Raw genomic sequence first — 24,860 nt, 5'->3', positions numbered from 1 at the left:
CTCACCGCGCAATCGCCACGGCCGCGTTGACCCGCACGACGGGCGCCGGGCCGTCGAACGGCGGCGCATGCAGGAAGCGGTCGATCACGCCGGCTTCGAACAGCAGGCAGTACGTCGACCCGCCGAACTGGAAATAACCGATCTCGTCGCCCTTGTCGACGCGCTGCCCCGGCACGACCTCGATCACGCACGACGACACGTCGCCCATCCCGACGAACACGGCCGCCACGGTGCCGATACCGGGGTCGTCGCAGGAAAAGGCGACCACCGCACGCGCGGCGACGGACGTCATGTAGCCTTGCGAATCGTTGAGTCCGGCAGGATCCGGGCCTTCGGCTTCGGCGACCGAGTAGTAGGCGCCGTCGACCCGGTACGCATGCGTGACGACACCACGCACCGGCGCATGCCAGCGATGGTAGTTGTAGGCGCTGGGATAGGCCTGGTAGACGTCGCCGCCGACGAAGCGTTCGGCCAGCGACAGCCGCGCGGGCGTGAAGAGATCGCGCAGCGAATACGGCTGCGTCTTGATCCAGAACGAGTCGCGCAGCTTCACGTGCGTTTCGGTGTGATACGGCGCGGCCTCGCACGCGCTGACGATCACGTGCGGATCGTCGGGCGCCGCGACCGGCCGCGCGCCGTCGCGAAAGCGTCGCGTGAAGAAATCGTTCCACGAATCGAACCCCCAGTGCGGCTGGTCGTCGCGATACCGGAATTGCGACAGGCCGAGGCGCTCGTACGCTTCGTCGCAGAACCAGCCGTCGGGCGCCGACGTGTCGAGATGCGCGCGCGAGTGCGGGCCGCCGAGGAAGTCGCACCACACGGTCAGCATGCGCTTCAGGTGGGCGTTGACGGTCTGGTCGCGAAACACCGCGTGGCCGGACGGCATGCACATCGGCCAGTCCAGGAACGCATTGATCGGGCAGACGATCAGGCTCGCTTCGCTGAACGGCGGCGTGTAGGTCATCAGGTGGTCGAGCACCGTCATCAGTTCGCCGATCGACGCATAGCCCAGCCGGCGGCCCGATTCGACCGCTTCGTCGATCGCGCGGGTCAGGCCCATGCGCAACACCGCGTGATCGTCGAACAGCCGCGCGAGGTCCTGCACGGCCGGCGTGCGCAGGCGGTCGCCGGCATGCGCGTGCGCTTGCGCCGCGACTTTCTCGCGGAACGCGGCCATATGAGCCTCTTCGCGCGCCATCCAGTCGCCGAGCCGGCGGCGCGTGGCGGGCGGCGGGTTGGAATGAGTGGACATTGTCTCCTCCGGACGTCGGTTCGCGTGAAGCGCAGCAAGATGCCTGCCCGGCGGCGGCACCGGAATTGCGACGCTCGTTCGCCGACTGTTTCATGACACGGGAGAGAAAGATGAACACGACTTCGAAGGCACGACAAACGAAGGAGGCCGAGGCGACCGACACGCGCCGCGGCGGCGGACAGCATACGGTGACGCCGACGCGCCCGCGGGTGCGTGCCACCCGGGCCGCGCCGCGCGATGCGCGACGGCCGACGGAGCACGACGCGAGCGGGCCGGTGGCGGCGCACGACGGCCACGGCGAGGACAAGCCGTTATGGGAAGACGACCGCGGGGCGATGCCGCCGGAAGAAGGGTCGTGAGGTCGTTATCGCGCAGCGGCCGCCGCACGGCGGGGCCGGCGCTCGGTCGTTGACGCGGACGATCGTGTGCTGCCGGCGCGCGGCACGCGCCGGCAGGGTGAATCGGCTTCAGCGTCCGGCACGCGCCGCAACGAGCACCGCGACCGGCAACCCGCTCAGGCAGCGCTCGAGCGCCAGCACGCCGTCCGTCGCGTCGATCGCGGCGCGCCCGTCGAGCCAGTCCATCCACGGCCCTTCCATCGCGTGCGGCAGCATGACCGCCGTATCGCCCCACTGCGCGGGTTCCACGCGCGGCAAGCCGGGCGTTTCGCCGAGCAACCGGCACGCGAGCCGCGTCGCGACCACCACCACGGCGGCCGTGTCGTCGCACCGCGCGAACGCGATCGCGTGACGTGCGAGCCTGCCGCGCACGCGCAGCGGCACGTACGCCCCCTCCGCGAAGGTCGCCGGCCAGCGCGCACGCAGCGCGAGCATCCGCTCGACCAGCGCCCGCTTCACGCGCGCATCGGGCCACGCCGGCAGGTACGACGCGACCGGTCCGTCAACGCGCTCGGCCGCCAGCGTGGCGAACGGCACGTCGCGCCGGTTGTCCGGATCGACGAGCGAGTGATCCCAGGATTCGGTGCCTTGGTACAGGTCCGGCACGCCGGGCGACGCGATCCGCAGCGCCGTCTGCGTCAGGCTGTTGACGACACCGGCCGGCGCGATCCGCGCGACGAACGCATGCAGCCGGTGCGCGAAATCGCCGGGGCCGCGCGGCGTCAGGATCGCGCGGACGAACGCGTCGCAGTCCCGTTCGTAGCGCTGCTCGGGCGCCAGCCAGTCGGTATGCCGCTTCGCTTCGCGCAGCGCCTTCGTCTGCCACTGCGCGACGCGTGCGGCGAGCGCGTCGAGACCGGCCGCATCGTCGGGGGCGAGTGCGGGCGGCCAGCAACCGACGAGCGTCTGATACAGCATCGCCTCGGCGGCCGGCCCCGGCGCCCACGCGAGGTCGCGATGCGCGCGGCCGCGGTGCGGCAGGTTCAGCGCCGACCAGTCGAGCGACACCGCGCGCCACGCATCGGGGAGCTCGCTGAGCACCGCGAGCCGCGCCCGCGCGTCCTCGCCGCGCTTGTGGTCGTGCGTGGCCGTCGCGACGAGCCCGTGCGGCACGGTGCGCGCGCGGCGCCGGTTGCGCGCATGGAACGCGCCGCGCGACAGGCTGAAGTCGCCGGCATCGGCGCCGACCTCGTTGCGCGACAGCAGCCGGCCGTAGCGGTAGTGGGCCGTATCCTCGACGCCTTTCGCGGCGAGCGGCGCGGTGAGCTGCGCGAACGCGATGCGCGCCGCATGGCGCTCGGCCGGCGCCGCCCGCGGCACGCGCACGACCGGCAAGCCCAGCCATGCGGCGACCCGGTCGAGCGCGAACCGGTCGGCCGGCTCGACGGCTGCCCGCGCGCTGTCGTAGGCTTGCGCGAGCACGCGGAGATCGGTGTCGGCCAGCCCGTTGCGCGGTGACGGATAGGTGCGGTACACGGGCAGCCGCACCGCGAGTTCGCCAAGTACGCGCTGAATCGCGATCCGGCTGACGTCCCGCGTCGCGGGCGACGCGCGTGCGACGCCGTGCAGCAGCCGCGCGACCCGCGCATGCTCGGCGGCGAGCTGGCGCATCAGCACGTGCCGCTTGCCGTCGAGCACCTCTTGCGCGAACGTGCGCGATGCGCCCGACACGGCGGCCCAGTGCGCGGCGAGCGGCTCGGCGCCGGCGGGGTCGTGCAGCAGCGCGCCGACATCGTTCATGAAGTCGTAGCCGGTCGTGCCGGCGACGGGCCAGTCGGCGGGCAGCGCCTCGCCGGGCGCGAGGATCTTCTCGACGACGACGTACGGCGGCGCCCGACGCTGCGCGGCGAGCCGCTCATGCAGTCGCCGGCAGTACGCCCGCGGATCGGCGAGGCCGTCGACGTGATCGACGCGCAAGCCGTCGACGAGCCCCGCCGCATGCAGGCGCAGCGGCAGCGCATGCACGGCGTCGAATACCGCGTCGTCGTCGACGCGGACGGCCGCGAGCGTCGCGATGTCGAAGAAGCGCCGCCAGTTCAGTTCGTCGGCAGCCGTGCGCCACCACGCGAGCCGGTAGTGCTGGCGTTCGAGCACCTGGTGCAGGCGGATGCGCGAACGCGCGAGGCGCGGGTCGGCCCCGCGCAGCACCGCGTCGAACGCGTGCGGGCCGTGCGCGGCCGCATGATCGCGCAGCGCCGCATGCGCGGCGGCCAGCCGCGCGCTGTCGCGCGCCGGCGCGGCGTCGAAGCGTTCGGCGAGGGCGTTCAGGTCCGCGCGGTTCGCGAGGCGCAGGATCTCCGCATACGTGGCGGCGGCCACCGGCAGCCGCCGTCCGGGGCATGCGACGAAGAAACGTCCGGCGGCCGGGTCGACGCCGAGCGTGATGTCGCCGGCTGCGAGCGCGTCGGCATAGGGCACGCCGAGGCACGGCAGCAGCACCTTGCCGTCGAGGTCTGGATCGGGCGGGTGCCAGTCGATATCGAAGTAGTGCGCGTACGGGCTCGCCGGTCCCCATTCGAGCACGTCGTTCCACCAGCCGTTCGACGATCCGCCGACGCCCATGTGGTTCGGCACGATGTCGACGATCACGCCGAGGCCGCGTGCGCGCAGCGCGTCGACGAGCCGGACGAAACCGGCTTCGCCGCCGAGTTCGGGATTGAGCACGCCGTAGTCGACGGTGTCGTAGCCGTGCCGCGAGCCCGGCTCGGCCGTCGCGACCGGCGACAGGTACAGGTGGCTCACGCCGAGCCGCGCGAAGTAGTCGGCGTGCGCGGCGGCGTCGTCGAACGTGAAGCCCGCATGAAGCTGCAGCCGCAGCGTCGCACGCGGTGTCATGCGCCGCGCCTCGGTGAACGGCGCGCGTGTACGATCGCCGCGATGCGTTCGCGCACGTCGGCGTCGACCAGCGTGTCGATCGTGCGCGGCAGCCGCTGCCGCCAGTTCGGATGGCCGCACGGCGGCCCCGGCAGGTTCGGCTGCGCGTCGAGCGCGAGCAGATCCTCGAGCGGCACGATCGCGAGCGGCGACGGGCCGTGCGCGACGTACGCGAGGATCGCGCTCACCGGCGGCGCGGCGGCGGGCGGCACGGCGGTGCCGGCCGGTGCACAGCCGGCTTGCTGCATCGCGTGCCACAGCGCCGCGCGCTCGGTCGCGCGTGCCGCATGCGCGGCGGCGAGGCCGGGGGGCGGGACGGAAGGCGGGGCGGGAGGCAGCAAGGCGTCGCCGCTTTCCGGCGGCTGCACGGTGTCATGCCCGGACGGCGCGCTTTGCACGATCTCGTCGGCATCGTGCGCGCTGGCATCGTCCGGCGCGGGGGCGGCCACCTCGCCCCCGGCGGGCGCGTCCGTTTCGCTGCGCGCCTTCGCGGCGTCGGCCGCGGCCTGTCGCCACGCCAGGTCGACCCCGCGCCACCAGCCGCCAACGGTCGGCAGATCGTGCGTCGACGTCGTCGCGATGGCGTCGCGGTCCCAGGCGGACGGCGGCCGGAATGCGCCGCCGGCGTCGCGCTCGAACCACAGCACGCGCATGCCCGCGATGCCCTGTGCGCCGAGTCGTTCGCGGAATCCGGCCGGCACGGTGCCGAGATCCTCGCCGATCGCGATCGCGCGATGGCGGGCCGCCTCGAGCGCGACGAGCCGCACGAGATCGTCCAGCGGATAGCGCAGGTAGGCGCCGTCGCGCGGCGAGCCGCCGTCCGGGACGATCCACATCCGCGCGAAGCCGAGCACGTGATCGATGCGGATGCCGCCCGCGTGCGCGAAGGCGGCGCGCAACAGGTCGACGAACGGCGCGAAGCCGTCGGCGCGCAGCGCGGCGGGCGTCCACGTCGTCACGCCCCACGCCTGGCCGGCCGCGTTGAACAGGTCGGGCGGCGCGCCGAGCGACACGCCGCGCAGCAGCGCCGTGCCGTGCGCCCACGCGTCGCTGCCCGCGCGATCGGAGCCGACCGCGAGATCGGCGATCAGCCCCGTCGCCATGCCCGCGCCGCGCGCGGCGTGCTGCGCGTCGCCGAGCGCGCGCGATGCGCACCATTGCAGGAACGTGTGGAACGCGATCGTGTCGGCGTGCTCGTGCGCGAACGCCTCGACTTCCGCCGATCCCGGCGTGCGCCACGGCGCCGGCCACTGCCGCCAGTCCGCGCCGATCCCGTGCTCGATGCAGAACGCCTGCAGCGCATCGAAGCGCGCATGCGCGTCGAGCGCCGCGCCGCCCGCCGCGCGAAACCGCTGGTATGTGTCGCGCGACGGGTCGTTGCCGGCGCGCCACGCGTCGAAGCACGCACGCAGGCGGCGCAGCTTCATCGGCAGCACGCGCGGCCAGTCGATCAGCGGCGCGTCGGCCGGGCCGGCGGGCGCGCGATGCGCGCCATCGGCGCCCGGCACCGCGTCGCAGTCGAGATACGCGACGTTGTGCCAGCGCCGCGACGACGGCGAATACGGGCTGTCGTGCGCGGGAAGGGCCGGATAACCGGCGTGCGTCGGGCTGATTGCGACCGCCTGCGCGCCGTGTCGCGCCACCTGGGCGACCAGCCGTGCGAGGGCCGTGTAGTCGCCCGCGCCGTCGTCGCCGCCGCGGCGCAGGCTGTAGAGCTGGGCCGCGATGCCCCAGCGGCCGCCCGTGTCGTGCGCGTGCGCCAGGGTGTCGAACGGGCGCGCCCGCTGCGGTGCGATCGCGAGCCCGATGCGCTGCTCGCCGATGTCGAGCGCGTGATAGCCGGGCATCGAAAGGGGCGGCAGCAAGCCGTGCTCGCCGGCACCGCCGACGCGGCCGTCGACGTGCCCGCCGGTCTCGAACGAGATCCGGAAGCGCGCGCCGGGCGGCGCGAGCGTCGCGGGCAGGGCGAGCGGCAGCCCGGCGTCGCCGGTCACGAGGCGCGGCGGCGCCGCGTTCCCGTCGGCGAGTGCCGCCGCGCTGTCGACCCGCTGGGCCGCGGTGCCGCACGGCCAGCCGAGCGCCTCGACGAGCGCGGCGAGCGCGACGTCGTCCACCCGCCGCGCGACGCCGCCGGCGTCGGTCCAGTCGGTTTCGAGGCCGGCCGCGTGTGCGAGTACCGCGATCGAGACGTCGGTCGTCATGATCCTCCCAGTCCGTTCGCGCGGTGATGCCGCGCATCGTGGTTGACCGCGCCGTCGCGCCACGCGATGCAGGCACGTGGCGGCATCCGCAAGTCGCGCAGCCGGTCGCGGGCGCGCGGCGGCGTCTCGAACACGAGCTTGCCGACCGGCAGCGCGGGCAGCACCGCATCGTGCGGGCCGAGGTTCAGCGCGATCGTCAGCGTGCTGCCGTCGCCGAGCCGCCAGCGCGCGACGAGTGCCTGCGGCTCGTCGTCGCCCGCGAGCAGGTCGACGCCGAGCACGTGCGCGCCGGGCAGATGCGGCGCCACGAGCGCCATGCGCACGGCCAGCGCGCTGCGGTAGAAGCGCTGCCAGGCGGCCGCGTCGGCCCAGGAGTCGTCGGGCGGGTGGTGCAGCGACGACCGGACGAAGGTCGCGATGTCGTTCGGATCGGGAATCCGGTCGCGATGCGCGGGATCGGCGAACGCGGGAAACGCCGCGAATTCGCGGCGCCGGCCTTCGCGCACGGCATCGGCAAGCGCGCCGCGATAGTCGGTGAAGAACTGGAACGGCTGCGTGCTGCCGTCTTCCTCGCCCATGAACAGCAGCGGGATCGGCGGCGCGAGCAGCATCAGCGCGGTGACCGCGCGTACCGCGTCGTCGTTCGCGAGCGCGCGCAGGCGTTCGCCGAACGCGCGGTTGCCGATCTGGTCGTGGTTCTGCAGGAACGTGACGAACGCGGTGGGCGGCAGGTGCGCGCTCGGCTCGCCGCGCGCGGCGCCGTCGTGCAGCGGCGACGGCTCGCCCTGGTACGCGAACCCTTCGGCGAGCGTGCGGGCGAAATGGCGCAGCGGCGCGTCGGCGTACGCGCGGTAATAACCGTCGCGCTCGCCGGTCAGCAGCACGTGCGCGCTGTTGTGGAAGTCGTCGTTCCACTGCGCGTCGAACCCGCCGGGGCCGAGCAGGCTCGCCGCGTTGCGCTCGTTCTCGAGCACCAGATGGATGTGGCGTGCGTCGCCCGCGTACGCGCGCACGCGGCGCGCGAGTTCGCGCAGCCACGCATCGTCGTCGATCGCGTGCGCGGCGTCGATGCGCAAGCCGTCGACGCGAAATTCGTCGAGCCAGTACAGCGCGTTGTCGATGAAGAACGCGCTCGTCTGCGGGCACGAGAAGTCGATCGCCGGCCCCCATGCGGTCTGCCGGTCCGTGCGGAAGAAGGCGGGCGCGTAGCGCGGCAGCAGGTTGCCCTCGGGGCCGAAATGGTTGTACACGACGTCGAGGAACACCTGCAGACCGAGCCCGTGCGCGGTATCGACGAGCGCCTTCAGTTCCTCGGGCCGCCCGTACGACGTGTCGGGCGCGAACGGCAGCACGCCGTCGTAGCCCCAGTTGCGCGCGCCGGGAAACGCGTTGACGGGCATCAGCTCGACCGCGGTCACGCCCAGCGCGGCGATCGACGGCAGCCGCCGTTCGACGCTCGCATAACCGCCGCAGGCGCCGACGTGCAGCTCGTACAGCACCGTCTCGTGCCACGGGCGGCCGCGCCATGCATCGTGGCGCCAGCGATAGGCGCCCGGATCGACGACCTGGCTCGGGCCGTCCACGCCGCCGGGCTGGAAGCGCGACGCGGGATCGGGCACGACGAGACCGCCGTCGAGCCGGTAGCGATACAGTGCGCCGGGGCCGCACGGCGCGACTGTCTCGAACCAGCCGTCGCCGACGGGTGTCATCGGGATCACCTGCTCGCTGTCGTCGTGCAGCTCGACGGCGGCCGCGCGGCTCGCGGGCGCCCACAGCCTGAAGCGCGTGTGGCCGGCGTCGATGCAGGTGGCGCCGAACGACGGGTCGAATGCATGCGTGCCGGACGGGCCGGCGGAACGGGTTGTCATGGCGGTCCTCACGAAGGCGGGTCGAGCGGCACGGCCGCGACCGCGATCGCGGCCGCATGCGCGGCGACGTCGAGACCGTCGGCCGGCCAGGTGCGCGGGCCGGCGTCGGGCGTGGCCGTATCGACCAGCACGCGATACTCGAGCACCGGTGCGGGCGGCACGAACACGATCGTCTCGGACGACGCGTTCAGCATCACGAGCAGCGCCTCGGTGCGCCCGGTGCGGCCCGTGCCGACCCGCCGCATCGTCAGCGCGCGGCGCTCGCGGTCCTGCCACGCGGGGACGGTCAGCGCATCGCCGTGCTCGTCGAACCAGCCGATCTCGGCCATCCCCGGCGCGCCGTCGCGATCGCCGGACGGATAGCCCGGCGCCGACATCACCGGGTACATGCGCCGCAGCGCGGCGAGCCGCGACACGAAGCGCATCAGCGTCACGGCTTCGTCGCCGCGCGCGAGATCCCAGTCGAGCCACGACAGTTCGTTGTCCTGGCAGTACGCGTTGTTGTTGCCGTGCTGCGTGCGGCCGAATTCGTCGCCGGCCACCAGCATCGGCGTGCCGAGCGCGGTGAACAGCGTCGCGAGCATCGAGCGCGCGACGCGCGAGCGTACCGCGCGAATCGCCGCATCGTCGGTCGGCCCCTCGACGCCCCAGTTCGCGCTGCAGTTGTCGTCGCGGCCGTCGCGGTTGTCCTCGCCGTTCGCGTCGTTGTGCTTGGCCGAGTACGACACGAGATCGGCGAGCGTGAAGCCGTCGTGCGCGGTGACGAAATTGACCGACGCCCACGTATGGCGCCGGTGGTGGTTGAACAGGTCGGCGGAGCCGGCGAGCCGCGCGGCGAGTTCCGGCCGCTGCCCCGCGTCGCCGCGCCAGAAGCGCCGCACGGTGTCGCGAAAGCGGTCGTTCCATTCGGCGAAGCCGGGCGGGTGGCGGCCGAGCTGGTAGCCGCCGGGGCCGAGATCCCACGGTTCGGTGATCAGCTTGCGCTGCGAGAGCACCGGGTCCTGCCGCAACGCGTCGAAGAATCCCGCGCCGGGATCGAAGCCGTGCGCCTCGCGGCCGAGCGTGACGCCGAGATCGAAGCGGAAGCCGTCGATGTTGAACGCGGTGGCCCAGTAGCGCAGCGAGTCCATCACCATCTGCAGCACGCGCGGATGCGACAGGTTCAGCGTGTTGCCGCAGCCCGTCTCGTCGACATGAAACCGCTGGTCGCCCGGCACGAGCCGGTAGTAGCTCGCGTTGTCGAGGCCGCGCCACGACAGCGTCGGGCCGAGCTGGTTGCCTTCGGCGGTGTGGTTGTAGACGACGTCGAGCACGACCTCGATGCCGGCCGCATGCAACTGGCGGATCGCGATGCGCATCTCGTCGAGCCGCCGCGTCGCGAGATACGCGGGCTCCGGCGCGAAGAACGCGGCCGTGTCGTAGCCCCAGTAGTTGCGCAGCCCGCGGTTCACGAGCGCGCGCTGCTGCAGGAACGCGTGGATCGGCAGCAGTTCGACCGTCGTCACGCCGATCGACAGCAGATGATCGACGAACGCGGGATGCGCGAACGCCGAAAACGTGCCGCGCTCGGGCACGCGCAACCCGGCGCGCCGCATCGACGCGCCGCGCACGTGCGTCTCGTAGATCACCGTGTTGCGCCATGGCACGCTCGGGCGCCGGTCGGAGCTCCAGTCGAATGCCTCGTCCACCACCACGCATTTGGGCATCGCGGGCGCCGAATCGCGGCGGTCCATCGACAGGTCCGCGCGGTTCGAATGCACACGATAGCCGAACAGCGCGTCCGACCAGCGGAACTGGCCGACCAGCTTGCGTGCGTACGGGTCGAGCAGCAGCTTGGTCGGGTTGAAGCGGTGACCATGCTGCGGCTGGTACGGGCCGTCCGCGCGAAACCCGTACACGGTGCCCGGATGGGCGTTGGGCAGGTAGCCGTGCCACACCTCGTCGGTGCATTCGGGCAGGTCGAGGCGCGCGAGTTCCTTGCGGCCGGTCGGATCGAACACGCACAGCTGGATGCGCTGCGCGTGGGCGGAAAACACCGCGAAGTTGGTCCCGAGGCCGTCCCAGGTCGCACCGAGCGGATAGGCGCGGCCGGCTTCGAGGCGGGCGGGCAGGGCGGTCGGCATGGGGCGAATCTCCGAGTCGAGGGAGCGGGAAATCACGCGGGGGTCAGCCACAGCGTCGCGAGCGGCGGCAAGCGCAGGGTCGCCGACCACGCCTCGCCATGGGCGGGCACGGCCTCGGCCCACACGGCGCCGTCGTTGCCGGCGTTGGTGCCGCCGTACGGCGCGGCATCGGTGTTCATCAGTTCGCGCCAGTGGCCGGGGGCGGGCAGCCCGAGGCGGTAGCCGGCGCGCGGCACGGGCGTGAAGTTGCAGACGGCGACCACCAGGTGCCCGGCGTCGTCGCGGCGCGCGAACGCGAACACGCTGTTGTCGCGGTCGTCGCCGATCAGCCAGGCGAAGCCGGCCGCGTGGCAGTCGAGCGCATGCAGCGCCGGTTCGGCGGCGTAGGTCCGGTTCAGGTCGCGCACGAGCCGCTGCACGCCGCGATGGGCCGGCGCGTCGAGCAGGTCCCAGTGCGGCGTCGCATCGTGCGCGAACTCCGCCCATTGCGCGAATTCGCTGCCCATGAACAGCAGCTTCTTGCCCGGATGCGCCCACATGAAGCCGAAGTACGCGCGCAGCGTGGCGAGCCGCTGCCACGCGTCGCCCGGCATCTTCGCGACGAGCGAGCCCTTGCCGTGCACGACCTCGTCGTGCGACAGCGGCAGCACGAAGCGCTCCGAGAACGCGTAGACGAGCCCGAACGTCATCCGGTCGTGGTGATGGCGGCGGTGGATCGGGTCTTCGTGCAGGTACGCGAGCGTGTCGTGCATCCACCCCATGTTCCATTTGAAGTCGAAGCCGAGCCCGCCGTCGCGCGTCGGCGCGGTGACGCCCGGCCACGCGGTCGATTCCTCCGCGATGGTGACGACGCCGCCCGGCGCGGCCGCGCCGTGCAGCGTGTCGTTCAACTGGCGCAGGAACGCGACCGATTCGAGGTTCTCGCGGCCGCCGTACCGGTTCGGCACCCATTCGCCTTCCTTGCGCGAATAGTCGCGGTACAGCATCGACGCGACCGCGTCGACGCGGATGCCGTCGACGTGGTAGCGGCGCGCCCACGCGAGCGCCGACGCGACGAGGAACGCGCCGACTTCGGCACGCCCGACGTTGAACACGCAGGTGTGCCAGTCGGGATGCAGCCCTTCGCGCGGATCGGCATGCTCGTACAGCGCGCTGCCGTCGAACTGCGCGAGGCCGTGCGGATCGTCCGGGAAGTGCGCGGGCACCCAGTCGACGATCACGCCGATGCCGGCCGCGTGCGCGCGGTCGACGAACCGCGCGAAGCCGTCGACCGGCCCGAAGCGCGCGGACGGCGCGAACTGCGCGAGCGGCTGGTAGCCCCACGATCCGCCGAACGGGTATTCGGCGATCGGCATGAATTCGACGTGCGTGAAGCCCATCCCCTGCACGTAAGGAATCAGCCGCTCGGCGAGCTCGTCCCACGTCGCGCTGCGGTTCATGTCCTCGGGCACGCGCTGCCACGACTCCGGATGCACCTCGTAGATCGACCACGGCACGCGGTAGCGGTCGGCGCGCGGCCGCGCGTGCATCCAGCCGTCGTCGTGCCACGCGAATGCGTCGAGCGCCGCGACGTCGGCGACGACGGACGCCGTGCGCGGCGGCGCTTCGGTCGCGCGCGCGCACGGATCGGCCTTGTGCGGCAGCACGCGCCCGTCGGCCGCGCGCAGCTCGTACTTGTAGCACTCGCCCGCGCCGATGCCGGGCACGAACAGCTCCCACACGCCCGACGGCCGGCGCAGCCGCATCGGATGGCGGCGGCCGTCCCACGCGTTGAAGTCGCCGACCACCGACACACGCTGCGCGTTGGGCGCCCAGACCGCGAAGCGCACGCCGTCGATGCCGTCGATCCGTGCGGGCGTCGCGCCGAGGCAGTCGAGCACGGCGGCCGGGTCGCCGGACGAGAGGCGCGCCAGTGCGGCCTCGTCGAGCAGCGTGCCGAACGCGTACGCGTCGTCGATCACCTGCCGCGCGTCCGGCCAGTCGATCGCGAGCCGGTAGTGAGTCGCGCCGCCGTTGCGTGCGATGGTTCCCGCGAAGCAGCCTGCGCGATCGACGCACGCGAGCGTCGCGAGTTCGTCGCCGTCCGGCGCCAGCGCACGCACGCGTTCGGCGCCGGGCAGCAGCGCGCGCACGACGGTCCGGTCGGCCTGCCCGTGCGGGCCGAGGCACGCGAACGGATCGGGATGGCGGCCGGCGAGCAGCGCATCGATATCGGTGCGGTCGAACAACGTATCGGTCATCGCGTGTCTCCGTCGTCGTCGGGCGGTCCGCCGTCGCCGAGCAGGCGTTCGACGAGCGCCGCGAGCCCGCCGACCGGCACGCTCAGCCAGTCCGGCCGGTTCGCGGCTTCGTAGCACAGCTCGTACGACGCCTTGTCGATCAAGAACAGCGCGAGCAGGCGGTCGGCATAGCGCGGATCGACGAAGCGCGCGGGAGCGAGATCGGCGGCCGTGCGATAGCAGTCGACGAAGCGGTCGGCGGCCGCCTGTCCGAAGCGGTCGAACAGCGCACGCTTGCGGCCGGCCGCCTGCGGCGGCGCTTTCTCGATCGCGAACTGCGCGGTCGCGCTCACGTACGACAGCGAACGCAGCAGGCCGGCGACGTCGCGCAGCGGATGCGATTTCGCGCGGCGGTGCGCGAGCGGGCGCGCCGGTTCGCCCTCGAAGTCGATCAGCAGCGCGTCGCCCTGGACGTCGAGCACCTGGCCGAGATGGAAATCGCCGTGAATCCGCAGGCATTGCGCGTCGAGCGTGCGCGGCACGAGGTCGCCGAGCGCCTGCACGGCGGCGTCGCGCGACGCGAGCAGCGTGTCGGCCGTCGCGCGCATCGCGGGGTCGAGCGTATCGAGCCGCGTGCGCAGCACGTCGAGCGCGCGCTCGAACGACGCGATCGCGTCCGCGCACCAGCCGTCGACGTGGTCGGGCGTGGCATGCTCCGGTGCGAACGCGGGGTCGCCGGACGGCTGTGCGAGCGCGACGTGCAACTGGCCGAGCCGCGTGCCGATGATGCCCGCGAACGCCGCGTAGCCGAGCAGCGCATCGGGTGCTTCGTCCGCGTCGGCCGTTTCTTCGTCGTCCGCGGCCGGCAGCGCGAGTTCGTCGACCGCCCGCCGCAGGAAGTCGAACGACCGTGTCCACGCGTCGCCCTGGTTGTCGACGTAGCGTTGCAGGATCGCGACCGTGTGCGGCGTGCCGTCCGGATCGACGTGCACGACTTCGCCCGCGAGCGTCGCGGTGTTCGCGTAGCCGATGCGCGTCAGATGCCGGCTCATTTCCGCTTCCGGGTGGATGCCGTGCGCGACCTTGCGCACCAGCTTCAGCACGATCGCGTCGCCGATCACGAGCGAGCTGTTGCTCTGCTCGGCCGCGAGCCAGCGGATGTCCGCGTCGTCGCCGGGATCGAGCGCCGCGAGCGCCTCCTCCGGCAGGAACGCGAGCCGGCCGCCGTCGGCGGTCGGCACCGTCGCGCCGTCGCGCAGCTTGCGCAGCATCCCGCGCGCGAACGCCGGCAGCGCGAACGCATCGGTCAGGTACCCGACCGTATGGCCGCGCCGCACGCGCGCCAGCGCAAGCTGCGCGAACAGCGGCTGCGAGGTCTCGCCGCCCCATGCGGTGGCGAGCGGCACGACGTAGCGTTCGACGCCGCCGTCGCTGGCCGACACCCACGCCTCCGCATACTGGAACGGCTCGTCCGGCATCGGCGTGACGACATTCAGCCACGCGTCGCCGATCGCGCGATCCTTCGACGCGAACCAGCGCCGCCGCGCGAGCCATGAAGCGAGCGCGTCGTGCGCGAGCGCGTGCAGCTGCGCGACGTCCGGCCGCGTTTCGCCGCGCCGCATCACGAGCGTCACGTATTCGGGCAGCGGTTCCGCGTGCGGCTGCCGCCACGACGGTTCGCGGCCGTGCTCGGCGAGCACGAACCACAGGAACCCGTACGGCGGAAAGGTGAGGAGATACGGGAGCTGACCGATCGGCGGAAACGGCGAATCGGACGTCATCTCGATCGGCACGCGGCCCGCGAATTCGGACAGGTCGAGCTCGACGGCCTGCGACGCGCGCGACAGGTTGGCGACGCACAGCACCGGCTCGTGACCGTCCAGCTCGCGCAGGTACGCGAGCACCTTGCGGTTCTCCGGCCGCAGGAAGCGGATCGTGCCGCGCCCGAACGCCTGCGAGGCGCGGCGGGTCGCGAGAATGCGCCGCGTCCAGTTCAGCAGCGAATGCGGGTCGCGCGTTTGCGCCTCGACGTTGATCGCGTCGTAGCCGTACAGCGAGCCCATGACCGGCGGCAGCACGAGCAGCTCGGGGTCGGCGCGCGAGAAGCCGCCGTTGCGGTCCGACGACCATTGCATCGGCGTGCGCACGCCGTCGCGGTCGCCGAGGTGGATGTTGTCGCCCATCCCGAGCTCGTCGCCGTAGTAGATCACCGGCGTGCCGGGCATCGACAGCAGCAGCGAGTTGATCAGCTCGATGCGGCGCCGGTCGCGCTCCATCAGCGGCGCGAGCCGGCGCCGGATGCCGAGGTTCAGCCGCGCGCGCCGGTCGCTCGCATAGGTCTGCCACAGCAGGTCGCGCTCCGAATCGGTGACCATCTCGAGCGTCAGCTCGTCGTGGTTGCGCAGGAACACGGCCCACTGGTTGCTCGGCGCGAGCGCCGGCGTCTGTCGCATGATGTCGACGATCGGGAAGCGGTCCTCGCTCGCGATCGACATGTAGATGCGCGGCATCAGCGGAAAGTGGAACGCCATGTGGCATTCGTCCTCGTTGCCGAAATACTCCTGCACGTCCTCCGGCCACTGGTTCGCTTCCGCGAGCAGCATCCGGTTCGGGTATTCGGCGTCGATCGTCGCGCGGATCCGCTTCAGGATCGCATGCGTCTCGGGCAGGTTCTCGTTGTTCGTGCCTTCGCGCTCGACCAGGTACGGCACCGCGTCGAGCCGCAGCCCGTCGATGCCGAGGTCGAGCCAGAAGCGCATCACCTGGATCACTTCGCGCACCACGGCCGGGTTGTCGAAGTTCAGGTCGGGCTGGTGCGAGTAGAAGCGATGCCAGTAGTACTGGCCGGCCACCGGGTCGTGCGTCCAGTTCGACGTTTCGGTGTCGAGGAAGATGATCCGCGTGCCCGCGTATTTCGTGTCGGTGTCGGACCACACGTAGTAGTCGCGATGCGCGGAGCCCGGCTTCGCGCGGCGCGCGCGCTGGAACCACGGATGCTGATCCGACGTGTGGTTGATCACGAGCTCGGCGATCACGCGAATGCCGCGCGCATGCGCTTCGCGGATGAAGCGCCGCACGTCGGCGAGCGTGCCGTAGTCGGGATGCACGTCGCGGTAGTCGGCGATGTCGTAGCCGTCGTCGCGGCGCGGCGACGGGTAGAACGGCAGCAGCCAGATCGTGTCGACGCCCAGTTCGGCGATGTAGTCGAGCTTCGCGATCAGGCCGGGGAAATCGCCGATGCCGTCGTTGTTCGAGTCGTAGAACGACTTCACGTGCACCTGGTAGATGATCGCGTCCTTGTACCACAGCGGATCGTCCGTGCAGAGCGCGGGGGCGCGGCGGCGCGCGCGACGCCGGCGCGGCGTGCCGGCCGGCGCGAGCGACGGGAATTGCGCGCGGCGCACGTCGTCGAGGGAATCTTCGCGTTTCATCATCCATGGGCTCCCGAGGAGGGGCGGGCGACGTCCGGTGCGGGCGCCGCCGCCCGCGCGGCGTCCGGCGACGGCGCGAGCCGCCAGATTGCGTAGGGCCGCACGTGCGGATCGAGCGACACGTACTGACGATGCCCGCGCCACGTTTGCGCGTGGGCCGCATCCTGTTCGAGCGCGTCGAGCGGTTCGCCGTCGACGAGCCCGAAACCGCGCCACAGCGCGGCGTCGAGCGTGAAGTTCGCGGCCTGCGGATGCCACGGGTCGAGGCTGATCGCGACGACGACCACGCTGTCGAACGCCGGCGTCGCCTTCACGAACACGAGCACGTTGTCGTTGTCCGTCTCGACGAATGCGAGGCCCAGATGCGTCTGCAGCGCCGGGTGATCGCGCCGCGCACGGTTCAGCCGCGCGATTTCCGTGCCGATGTGCGCGGCCTTGCTCCAGTCGCGCGCGCGCAGTTCGTACTTCTCGGCGTTCGCGTATTCCTCGCTGTCCGGCAGCGGCGCCGACTCGCCGAGTTCGAAGCCCGAGTACATGCCCCACGAACCGGCCAGCGTCGCCGCGAGCGCCGCGCGGATCACGAACTGCGCGCGCGGCGCGTTCTGCAGGTGGCGCGGGTTGATGTCGGGCGTGTTGACGAAGAAGTTCGGCCGGAAGAATTCGCGCGCGGGGCCGGCCGTCAGCTCGGTCAGGTAGTCGATGAAGTCGCGCTTCGATTCGCGCCACGTGAAGTACGTGTACGACTGCGAGAAGCCGACCTTCGCGAGCCGGTACATCATTCCCGGCCGCGTGAACGCCTCGGACAGGAACACGACGTCCGGATGCCGGCCGCGCACGTCGCCGATCATCCATGCCCAGAACGGCAGCGGCTTCGTGTGCGGGTTGTCGACGCGAAAGATCCGCACGCCCGCGTCGACCCAGAACAGCACCGCGTCGCGCAGCGCGAGCCACAGGGCCGGGAGCGCATCCGGTGCATAGAAATCGGGGTTCACGATGTCCTGGTAGCGCTTCGGCGGATTCTCCGCGAAGCGCAGCGACCCGTCGGGGCGCCACGCGAACCAGCCGGGATGCTCGGCGAGCCACGGGTGATCGGGCGAGCACTGGATCGCGAAATCGAGCGCGATCTCGAGCCCGTGGTCGCGCGCGGCATCGACCAGCGCGCGAAACGACGCGAGCGTGCCGAGCCGCGGATGCACGGCCGTATGGCCACCGTCGGGCGAGCCGATCGCATACGGGCTGCCGACGTCGTCCGGGCCGGCGCTCAGGCTGTTGTTGCGCCCCTTGCGCGCGGTCGTGCCGATCGGATGGATCGGCGGGAAGTACAGCACGTCGAACCCCATGTCGCGGATGCGCGGCAAGTGCGCGCGCACGTCGTCGAATGTGCCGTGCCGCCGCGGATCGTCGCTCGCCGAACGCGGAAACATCTCGTACCAGCTCGAAAAACGTGCCTTGCGGCGTTCGACGTCGACCGGGTAGGTGGTGTCGTCGTGCGTGGCGAACGGGCGGTAGCGTAGCGCCGCGAACGCGTCGGCGAGCGGCGGCGCGGCGAGCAGCGCGCGTCGCGCATCGGGCGGCGCGTCCTTGAACTCGGCGACGAGGCGCTCCATCCGCGCGCGGGCGCGCGGGTCGACCGGATCGGCGAGCTTGAGCGCGGTCGCGAGCAGCAACTGCGCCTCGCGCAGTTCGAGCGTCACGTCCTGGCCGGCCGCGTGCTTCTTGGCGACGTCGTCGACGAGCGACGCCCAGTCGTCGCGCCAGGCGATCACGCGGAATTCATGCCGGCCGAGCCGGTCGAGCGCGACGCGCGCATGCCAGCGGTCGTTCGGCCCGGCTTCGAACGGGACTTCTCGCCACGCGTCGTCGCCGTCGGCGCGCCACTGGAGCGCGGCCGCGAGATGCGCGTGACCGTCGGTGAAGATCGACGCATGGACGACGAGCGACTCGCCGATCACGCGCTTGACCGCGAAGCGGCCGTCGTCGACCGACGGCTCGACGCGCTCGATCGCGATCCGGTCGGCCGCGAGCGCGGCCGACAACGCTTCGCGCTCGCGCGCGGCATCGGGGCGCGTCGTGACGGCGGGCGCCGGCCACGCGTGCAGCAACGCGTAGGCGCCGGGTTCGAGCGTCAACGGTGCGAGCGCGGCAGGCGGCTGCGTGTGCGCGCCCGCCTGCGTGGCGACACGCGTGAAGTTGCCGGGCACGCCGGGCAGGATCGTCGCGGGGTCGACCGTCGCCCGTGCGTCGAAAGCGGGATTCAGCGCGATCAGCAGCGCCGCGTCGTCGTGTTCGAGCGACGGGCCGGTGCCGCGCAGCAGCACCGTCGCGGCCGCGCCGGGCGCGCTCAGTTGCGCGATCTCGCCGCGGGCCGCCGCGACGGGCGTCGCCCGCCGCCAAGCGTTCGCATCGGCGATCGCGCCCGACAGGTCGAAGCGCCCGTGCTCGAACGCGGCGCGGTAGCGCCCGGCGTCGGCATCGCGCGCCATCAGCGGCACCGCGACGCCGCGCTCGAAGCCCATCGGCACGAGCCAGCCGGTGCCGACGGCCGCGGCCGTCCACAGCGCGCGGCGATATGCGCGGGCGACGGTGTCGTCCGGCGCGTCGGGCCAGTCGTCGGCGAGACGCGGGCCGTCCAGCGCGTCAGGGAACGCGATCGGCGAGCCGACGCGCCGCAGCAGCCGGTGCTCGTCCGCGAACCACGGCGCGTGCAGGTCCCACCAGCGCACCGACGAAAACACCGCGTCGAATCCGGCCGCCTCGAGCTGCGCGAGCGCGTCGCGCGCATGGCCGGGCACGCCCGCGAGCACCGCGACGTCGGGGCGGGCGCGGCGCAGCGCCGCGCGCCAGCCCGGCCACCAGTCGGCCGGCAGGTGATGGGGCGCGTCGATCAGGAAGCCGGCCGCGCCCGCATCGGCGAAGGTGGCGAGGTGCGCGCACCACCAGGCGGCCAGCGCGTCGCGTACCGCTTCATCGCCGCTGTTCGCGTGCGCGATATCGAGCGCATGCGCGGTGCCGCGCGGGTCGATCAGCGCATCGTCGTGCGTGCGCTCGACGTACCAGTCCGGATGCTCGGCGCGCAACGGGTTGTCGCGCGCGATGCGGTCCGGCACGACTTCGAGCAGCAGGCGCAGCCCGTGGCCGTGCGCGAGCTGGGCGAGCCTCGAGAAGGTTTCGAGCGCGCTCGCGCGGGTCGCGAAGGCCTGCACCGGCCGCCGGTAATCGGCCACGTGGCGCGGAAAGCCCGCGACGCTCGCGGCCCAGAACGCGCCGACGAGCACGTGATCGAAACCCATGCCCGCGATATGCGCGAACGTCCGCGACCACGCGTCGAGCGGCCCGACGAGGCGGGCGTCGCAGAAATAGAGGTGCGGAGCAAAAGTCGGCGTGGAGTCCATGGCGTGGCGCGGGGCGGGTGGCGGTCGGTGACGCCGGTGCGCCGCAACACGCGTGCCCGCCCCGCGGTTTCCCGGCGGGCAAGGCGGGTGCGCGAAGCCGGCCGGCGCCGGGACTGTCGTTTTTACATGACCGCAGGGAAGGCGCATGCACTTACATACGCGGGATCGAACGGATATCGGTGCTGTCGCCGCTGCCGCGATCGTCATCCGCGGCGGGTAACGGCACGCCGGGGTCATAGCGCACCACGGTGCCGTGTTCGATGCGATGCGCGAAAGGCGGCGGGGCGTCGACGTCGTCGCCGAAGCGTGCGCGCACGAACGCGCGCAGCAGCGCCACGCGCGCGTCGCGGCCGTGCGCGCCGCAGGTCGACGGCCCGTCGACGAAGGTTGCGTCGCATTCCACGTCGTCGCCGTGGCGGGCGATCCGCAGGTCGTCGACGCGATCGAGCACCGTGCCCGCGTCGGCCCACGAGGTCGACGGCGCGAACGGCGCGTCGAGGTGCCGGAACGCGTCGCAGGCGGCCGTCACGACGACGGTCGGCGCGACGGCCGTGAAGCGCAGGGTGTCTTCGTCGTCCGCGCACAGCGCGCGGGCGCACCAGTAATCGAGATCCTTGCCGTCGAGGGCGTCGGTTTGCATGGGTCGCTCCGCCGAATCGAAAAAGGGCTCAGCGCGCAAGCAACGTGCCCGTCGCGGGTGTCGCGCGCATCCGCGCCACCAGCGGGTAGTGGTCGGACGCATGCCGCGCCCGCGCGCTGCGATGCACGACCACGTCGACCAGCAACTCGCCCGGGTGGATCCAGATCCGGTCCAGCGAGAACACCGGGCACACGGTCGGGAACGTGCGCGGCGCCGGCGCGCGCCGGAACCGCGTGACGAGCGCCTGCAGCGCGCGGCCGCGCACGAACCACTCGTTGATGTCGCCGAGCAGGATCACGGGCATCGCGCCTGTGTCGAAAGCCGCGAGCAGCCGCTGCACCTGCGCGCTGCGCTCGCTCGCCGACAGCCCGAGATGGGTCGCGACCACGCGGATCGTGCCCGCGCCGCAGTCGATGTCGGCGTCGAGCGCGCCGCGCGGTTCGCGCTGGCGGAACGACAGGTCGAGCGTGCGCGCCGCGCGGATCGGGCAGCGCGACAGCACCGCGTTGCCGTAGCGGCGCTCCGGCGTGTCGATCGTCGGGCCGGCCACCGCATGCATGCCGGTCGCGTCGCGCAGGTGGGCGAGCACGTCGGGCGCGCGCGTGCCGCCGAGCGGCACTTCCTGCAACGCGATCACGTCCGCGTCGAGTTCGTCGATCACGGCGGCGATCCGGTCGGCCGCGCGCGCCGGCCACGCGCCGTAGCCGCCGCGGATGTTGTAGGTCGCGATCCGCAGGTCGCGCCCGCCCGGGGCCGCGGCGGGCGCGCCGTCGGCGGCGACGATGATCGGCGGCGGCGCCGCGTGCGTGCTCAGCGCCATCGTCTCAGCATCCTGACGAGCAGGATCGACACGCCGACCAGCGCAAGCCCGATCGCGGCGAGCCACGCGAACGCGGCGGGCCGGGGATGACTGAGCGCGGCCGTCAACTGGTGCGCGAACGTGACGGTCAGCACGATGCCGGGCAGCATCCCGATCGCCGTGCCGACCAGGAAGTCGCGCAAGCCGATGTGCGACGCGCCGGCGACGAGGTTCACGACCGAGAACGGGGCGATCGGCAGCAAGCGCAGCACGGCCATCGCGAGCACGCCGCGCCGGCCGATGTGTTCGCTCAGCCGGTTCGCGCGTGCACCGGCCAGCCGGCGCACCGCGTCGCGCCCCAGCCAGCGGCCCAGCTCGTAGGTGACGGCCGCCGCCGCCATCGTGCCGATCGCCGCATACGCGAGCCCCGGCCATGCGCCGAACACGAGCCCCGTCACGGCGATCAGCAGCGTGACCGGGATCGCGAGCGTCGCCGCGATCACGTAGCCGGCCAGCAGCAGCACCGGCGCGGCAGGCAGTTGCGCGATGCGGGCGGCCGCATGCGACAGCGACGCGACGTTCAGGTGTGCGCCGAGCGGCGTGAAGCGCCACGCGAGCGTGAGCACGGCGACCAGCAGCACGGCCGTGCCGAGCGCGAAAAAGCGTGCGGTGAGCGGACGATGGTGGTCGTGCGGCACGAATTCGCGGACGAACCGGTCCGGTTCGATCGGCTGTTCCGGGTCGAGCCACGCGCTGACCGGCACGAGCGCGTCGAGCTGCGGCGCGACGGCCGGATCGAGCGTGCGCAGCGTGCGGCCCGGTTTCGCGCGCAGCCGGTCGAGCGCCGCGTTCGGCCGTTCGGCGCCCGCGAGCGCCTCGGCCACTGCCGCGGGCGTCGTGCCGAGATGTTCGGCCAGCAGCCGGTCGCGCATGCCGGCGATCGCGGCGCGGATGCGTGCATCGCCGGCCGCGACGAGCGCCACGCAGCATTCGGTGTCGAGCACCATCGAGCGGTTGTTCAGGTTCGCGCTGCCGATCACGATGCATTCGTCGTCGACGATCGCGAGCTTGCTGTGCACGTTCACGCAGGCGTCGCCGAGCCCGTCGACGTGCGGATACAGCAGCCGGTAGCGGCCGAAGCGGTCGGCCGACGCCAGCGTCGCGTGCAGCCGCGCGCGCAGCACGCCCATCGTCGCTTCCTGCAGCCAGCCGCTCTGCACGCGCGGCGCGACGACCGTCACGTCCGGCCCGTGCGCGTCGGCGAGGCGGGCGGACAGCGTCTCGCGGACCACCGCCGCGGTGAAATACTGGTTCTCGACATACAGGTGCCGGCGCGCCGCGCGGATCGTGTCCTCGACGAGCGCCTGCACCTGTCGCACCGGCTCGCGGCCGCCGTGGCGCGGTACCGTATAGGCGATGCCGAGCCGCACGTCGCGCAGGTCGACGCGCGCGTCCGGCGGCCACGGATCGTCGTCGTCCGGCCGCTCGAGGTGGCGCTGCGCACGGATCGCGATCGGGCGCCCGCACGCCTGCAGCCAGCGTGCCCGCGCCTGCTCGCCGATCGCGGCGGCCGCATCGCCGTCGAACATCGCCTGCACGTCATGGAACGGCGCGTAAGGCATTCCGTGCTCGTCGCGGCGGCGCGGGTCGCCGGCCGCGTGCGCGGGCGTGTCCCAGCGCGCCCGCGTCAGGTCGAGTCCGCCGACGAACGCGAGCCGGTCGTCGATCACGACGAGCTTCTGATGATGCGACGCGCCGCGCGGATGCGTGTCGTCGAGCCGGAACACGATGCCGCGATGCGCGCGCCAGCCGGCGCGATACACGGGCGGCCAGTCGCGCTCCAGTGCGTAGATCATCGCGAAGTCCCACGCGAGCACGTAGATGCGCAGGTTGTGGCGCGCTTCGGCGAGCGCGTGCAGGAAGGCCGCGAGCGTGTCGGGCAACCTGTCGCCGGGGGCGCCGGGCGCGAGCCGCATCCGGCTGTCGACGTCCCAGCCGACGATGAACACCGTATGGCGCGCGCGCAGCAGCGCGGCGCGCAGCGTCGAGAAATACGCGTCGCCGTCGACGAGCATCGTGAAGCGGTCCGCGCCGCGGATCGCGTCGCAGTTGCGCCCGCGTTCGAGCAGGCCATGCCGCGATACGTCGCCGGGCCGGGCGGCGTCGGCGGTCGGCTCGGCGGCGCCTGTCGTGCGATCCGGCACGCTCATCGGGCGTCGCCGTCCCAGCCGCCGTCGATGCGCTGCAGCAGCGCGCCGCAGCGTGCGCGCAATGCCAGCAGTTCCGGCGAATCCGCGTCGAGCCGCACGTGGGCGCTGCGGTGCGGGTCGCCGTTGGCGATCGCGATGTCGTAGATGCCTTGCGCGATCGTCGTCGATGCGTTCGCGATCCTGATCCGCTCGAGCCATCCGCATTCGGCGCGATGGCAGGCGAGCCATGCGCGCAGCGCGCCCACGAGCTGGCTGGCGGTGAGCCAGTTGCCGGAGCGCATGCGCGCGGCCAGCTGGCTCGTCACGAGATAGGAAAGCAGGTCGGTCCGGGTCACGCGAAGCTCCTTGGCACGTTGTCGGGTTGGCAGGTTCGTACGCAGGCGATGTTCCGCAGCGTCTCGCAGATCGCGGCAAATTCCGGTCCGCTCGTACGCGAGAAGGAGACGGAAATGTCGTCGGTGTCGGGATCGTCGTCCGACTGCTGGACGATGAACCGCTTCACGCGCACGCGGCCGGGGCCGAGCGCCTCGTGCAGCGTGCCGAGCGTGAGGCCGCCGCGCTCGGCCACGAGCTGCAGCGTGCGCTGCTGGCGCTGCGCGATGAAGCGGCGTTCGAGCGGCTTCACGCCCGCGAGGATCGCGAGCACGATCGCCGTCGCGCCGATCGACGCCAGGTACATGCCACCGCCCGTGGCAAGGCCGACGCCGGCCACGGCCCACAGGCTTGCCGCCGCCGTCAGTCCGCGCACGACTTCGCCGCGCAGCAGGATCGATCCGGCGCCGAGAAAGCCGATGCCCGACACCACCTGCGCGGCGACCCGGGACGGATCGAGCACGACGCCGTTTTGCCCGCGCACGTCCTCGAAGCCGAAGGTCGACACCAGCATCACGAGCGCGGCGCCCACGCACACGAGCATGTGTGTGCGCAGCCCGCCGGCCCAGTTCAGGCGCTCGCGTTCGAGGCCGATGACGCTGCCGAGCAGCGCCGCGAGCAGCAGTCGTCCGAGCAGTTCGAGGTGGCCGATCATGATGTGCGCTCCTTCCGGCCGGCGCGAGACGGTCCGCCGGCGATTCGATGGACGAAAGGGACGCAAGCCGCGTGCCGGGCGGGCACGGCGCGTGCGCGCAAGGCCGCCGGCGTGCGCGGCGGTCATGCTGCGCGCATTTTTTGCACTGGTATCGCAGATAAGGACAGGAGGCCACCGTGCAACATCAACAGGATGCACAGGTCCGCGACCCGTATCGCGGTCACGAGATCCTCGTGTGGGCGCGGCGCGATGAAAGCGGCGCGTGGCGCGACGAGGTGCAGGTCTATGTCGACGGCGCCCGCATCGAGATGGTCGTGCCGGCACCGGGCGGCCCCGAGTGGCTGACCGAACTCGAGGCGCTGCGCGCGGGCGTGGAGCGCGGACGTTACCTGATCGACAAGCGCGTGGATGACGACTGACCGGCAT

Annotated in this window: 15 protein-coding genes; 2 read left to right on the top strand and 13 right to left on the bottom strand. The window is 72.4% G+C overall.

Annotated features, from left to right (window positions below; translation table 11 throughout):
• Position 1: 1 nt before the first annotated feature.
• Positions 2 to 1,252 (bottom strand): phosphatidylserine decarboxylase family protein, encoded by a 1,251-nt coding sequence (locus WJ12_RS16920; RefSeq protein ID WP_059561182.1) that lies wholly within the window; start codon positions 1,250 to 1,252, stop codon positions 2 to 4.
• Positions 1,253 to 1,362: 110 nt separating this feature from the next.
• On the opposite strand from WJ12_RS16920, the gene WJ12_RS16915 reads away from it, so the two are divergent.
• Positions 1,363 to 1,611 (top strand): hypothetical protein, encoded by a 249-nt coding sequence (locus WJ12_RS16915; RefSeq protein WP_059561180.1) that lies wholly within the window; start codon positions 1,363 to 1,365, stop codon positions 1,609 to 1,611.
• A gap of 108 nt (positions 1,612 to 1,719) precedes the next feature.
• On the opposite strand, the gene treY is transcribed toward WJ12_RS16915, so the two are convergent.
• The 12 genes from treY to WJ12_RS16855 all read right to left on the bottom strand — a co-directional run bounded on the left by treY (position 1,720) and on the right by WJ12_RS16855 (position 24,434).
• The gene (gene treY / locus WJ12_RS16910) at positions 1,720 to 4,485 is read right to left on the bottom strand and encodes a malto-oligosyltrehalose synthase (protein WP_059561177.1); all 2,766 of its coding nucleotides are present in this window, start codon (positions 4,483 to 4,485) and stop codon (positions 1,720 to 1,722) included.
• The gene (gene malQ, locus WJ12_RS16905; protein ID WP_059561174.1) at positions 4,482 to 6,725 is read right to left on the bottom strand and encodes a 4-alpha-glucanotransferase; all 2,244 of its coding nucleotides are present in this window, start codon (positions 6,723 to 6,725) and stop codon (positions 4,482 to 4,484) included. Before malQ ends, treY begins: the two co-directional genes overlap by 4 nt.
• Complete coding sequence (gene treZ / locus WJ12_RS16900; protein ID WP_059561171.1) at positions 6,722 to 8,593, bottom strand: malto-oligosyltrehalose trehalohydrolase; 1,872 nt, start codon at positions 8,591 to 8,593, stop codon at positions 6,722 to 6,724. Before treZ ends, malQ begins: the two co-directional genes overlap by 4 nt.
• An 8-nt stretch (positions 8,594 to 8,601) precedes the next feature.
• Positions 8,602 to 10,716, bottom strand: a complete 2,115-nt coding sequence (glgX, locus tag WJ12_RS16895) for a glycogen debranching protein GlgX (RefSeq protein ID WP_059561168.1) — start codon at positions 10,714 to 10,716, stop codon at positions 8,602 to 8,604.
• A gap of 32 nt (positions 10,717 to 10,748) precedes the next feature.
• Positions 10,749 to 12,956 carry a 1,4-alpha-glucan branching protein GlgB gene (gene glgB, locus WJ12_RS16890; RefSeq protein ID WP_059561165.1) on the bottom strand — a complete coding sequence of 736 codons (2,208 nt, stop codon included), beginning with the start codon at positions 12,954 to 12,956 and terminating at the stop codon, positions 10,749 to 10,751.
• Complete coding sequence (gene treS, locus WJ12_RS16885) at positions 12,953 to 16,366, bottom strand: maltose alpha-D-glucosyltransferase (RefSeq protein ID WP_059561372.1); 3,414 nt, start codon at positions 16,364 to 16,366, stop codon at positions 12,953 to 12,955. The genes glgB and treS overlap by 4 nt, the downstream gene beginning before the upstream one ends.
• The gene (locus tag WJ12_RS16880; RefSeq protein ID WP_059561162.1) at positions 16,366 to 19,758 is read right to left on the bottom strand and encodes a maltotransferase domain-containing protein; all 3,393 of its coding nucleotides are present in this window, start codon (positions 19,756 to 19,758) and stop codon (positions 16,366 to 16,368) included. The genes treS and WJ12_RS16880 overlap by 1 nt, the downstream gene beginning before the upstream one ends.
• Before the next feature lie 151 nt (positions 19,759 to 19,909).
• Positions 19,910 to 20,398 carry a phage protein NinX family protein gene (locus WJ12_RS16875; protein ID WP_034190005.1) on the bottom strand — a complete coding sequence of 163 codons (489 nt, stop codon included), beginning with the start codon at positions 20,396 to 20,398 and terminating at the stop codon, positions 19,910 to 19,912.
• Positions 20,399 to 20,426: 28 nt separating this feature from the next.
• A complete protein-coding gene (locus WJ12_RS16870) occupies positions 20,427 to 21,218 on the bottom strand; it encodes an endonuclease/exonuclease/phosphatase family protein (protein WP_034190006.1) in 792 nt (263 codons plus the stop codon).
• Positions 21,209 to 23,407 carry a VTT domain-containing protein gene (locus WJ12_RS16865; RefSeq protein ID WP_059561160.1) on the bottom strand — a complete coding sequence of 733 codons (2,199 nt, stop codon included), beginning with the start codon at positions 23,405 to 23,407 and terminating at the stop codon, positions 21,209 to 21,211. Before WJ12_RS16865 ends, WJ12_RS16870 begins: the two co-directional genes overlap by 10 nt.
• The gene (locus WJ12_RS16860; protein WP_059561157.1) at positions 23,404 to 23,742 is read right to left on the bottom strand and encodes a hypothetical protein; all 339 of its coding nucleotides are present in this window, start codon (positions 23,740 to 23,742) and stop codon (positions 23,404 to 23,406) included. Before WJ12_RS16860 ends, WJ12_RS16865 begins: the two co-directional genes overlap by 4 nt.
• Positions 23,739 to 24,434 carry an MgtC/SapB family protein gene (locus WJ12_RS16855; protein ID WP_059561369.1) on the bottom strand — a complete coding sequence of 232 codons (696 nt, stop codon included), beginning with the start codon at positions 24,432 to 24,434 and terminating at the stop codon, positions 23,739 to 23,741. The genes WJ12_RS16860 and WJ12_RS16855 overlap by 4 nt, the downstream gene beginning before the upstream one ends.
• Positions 24,435 to 24,610: 176 nt before the next feature.
• Here WJ12_RS16855 and WJ12_RS16850 point away from each other — a divergent pair, with 176 nt between their 5' ends.
• A complete protein-coding gene (locus WJ12_RS16850; RefSeq protein ID WP_034190009.1) occupies positions 24,611 to 24,853 on the top strand; it encodes a DUF6566 family protein in 243 nt (80 codons plus the stop codon).
• Positions 24,854 to 24,860: the final 7 nt, after the last annotated feature.

The sequence above is a fragment of the Burkholderia seminalis genome, from assembly GCF_001718535.1.
Classification (GTDB): Bacteria; Pseudomonadota; Gammaproteobacteria; order Burkholderiales; family Burkholderiaceae; genus Burkholderia; species Burkholderia seminalis.
The sequence above is the reverse complement of the archived record's forward strand: the minus strand, read 5'-3'. Positions and strand labels throughout refer to the sequence as shown.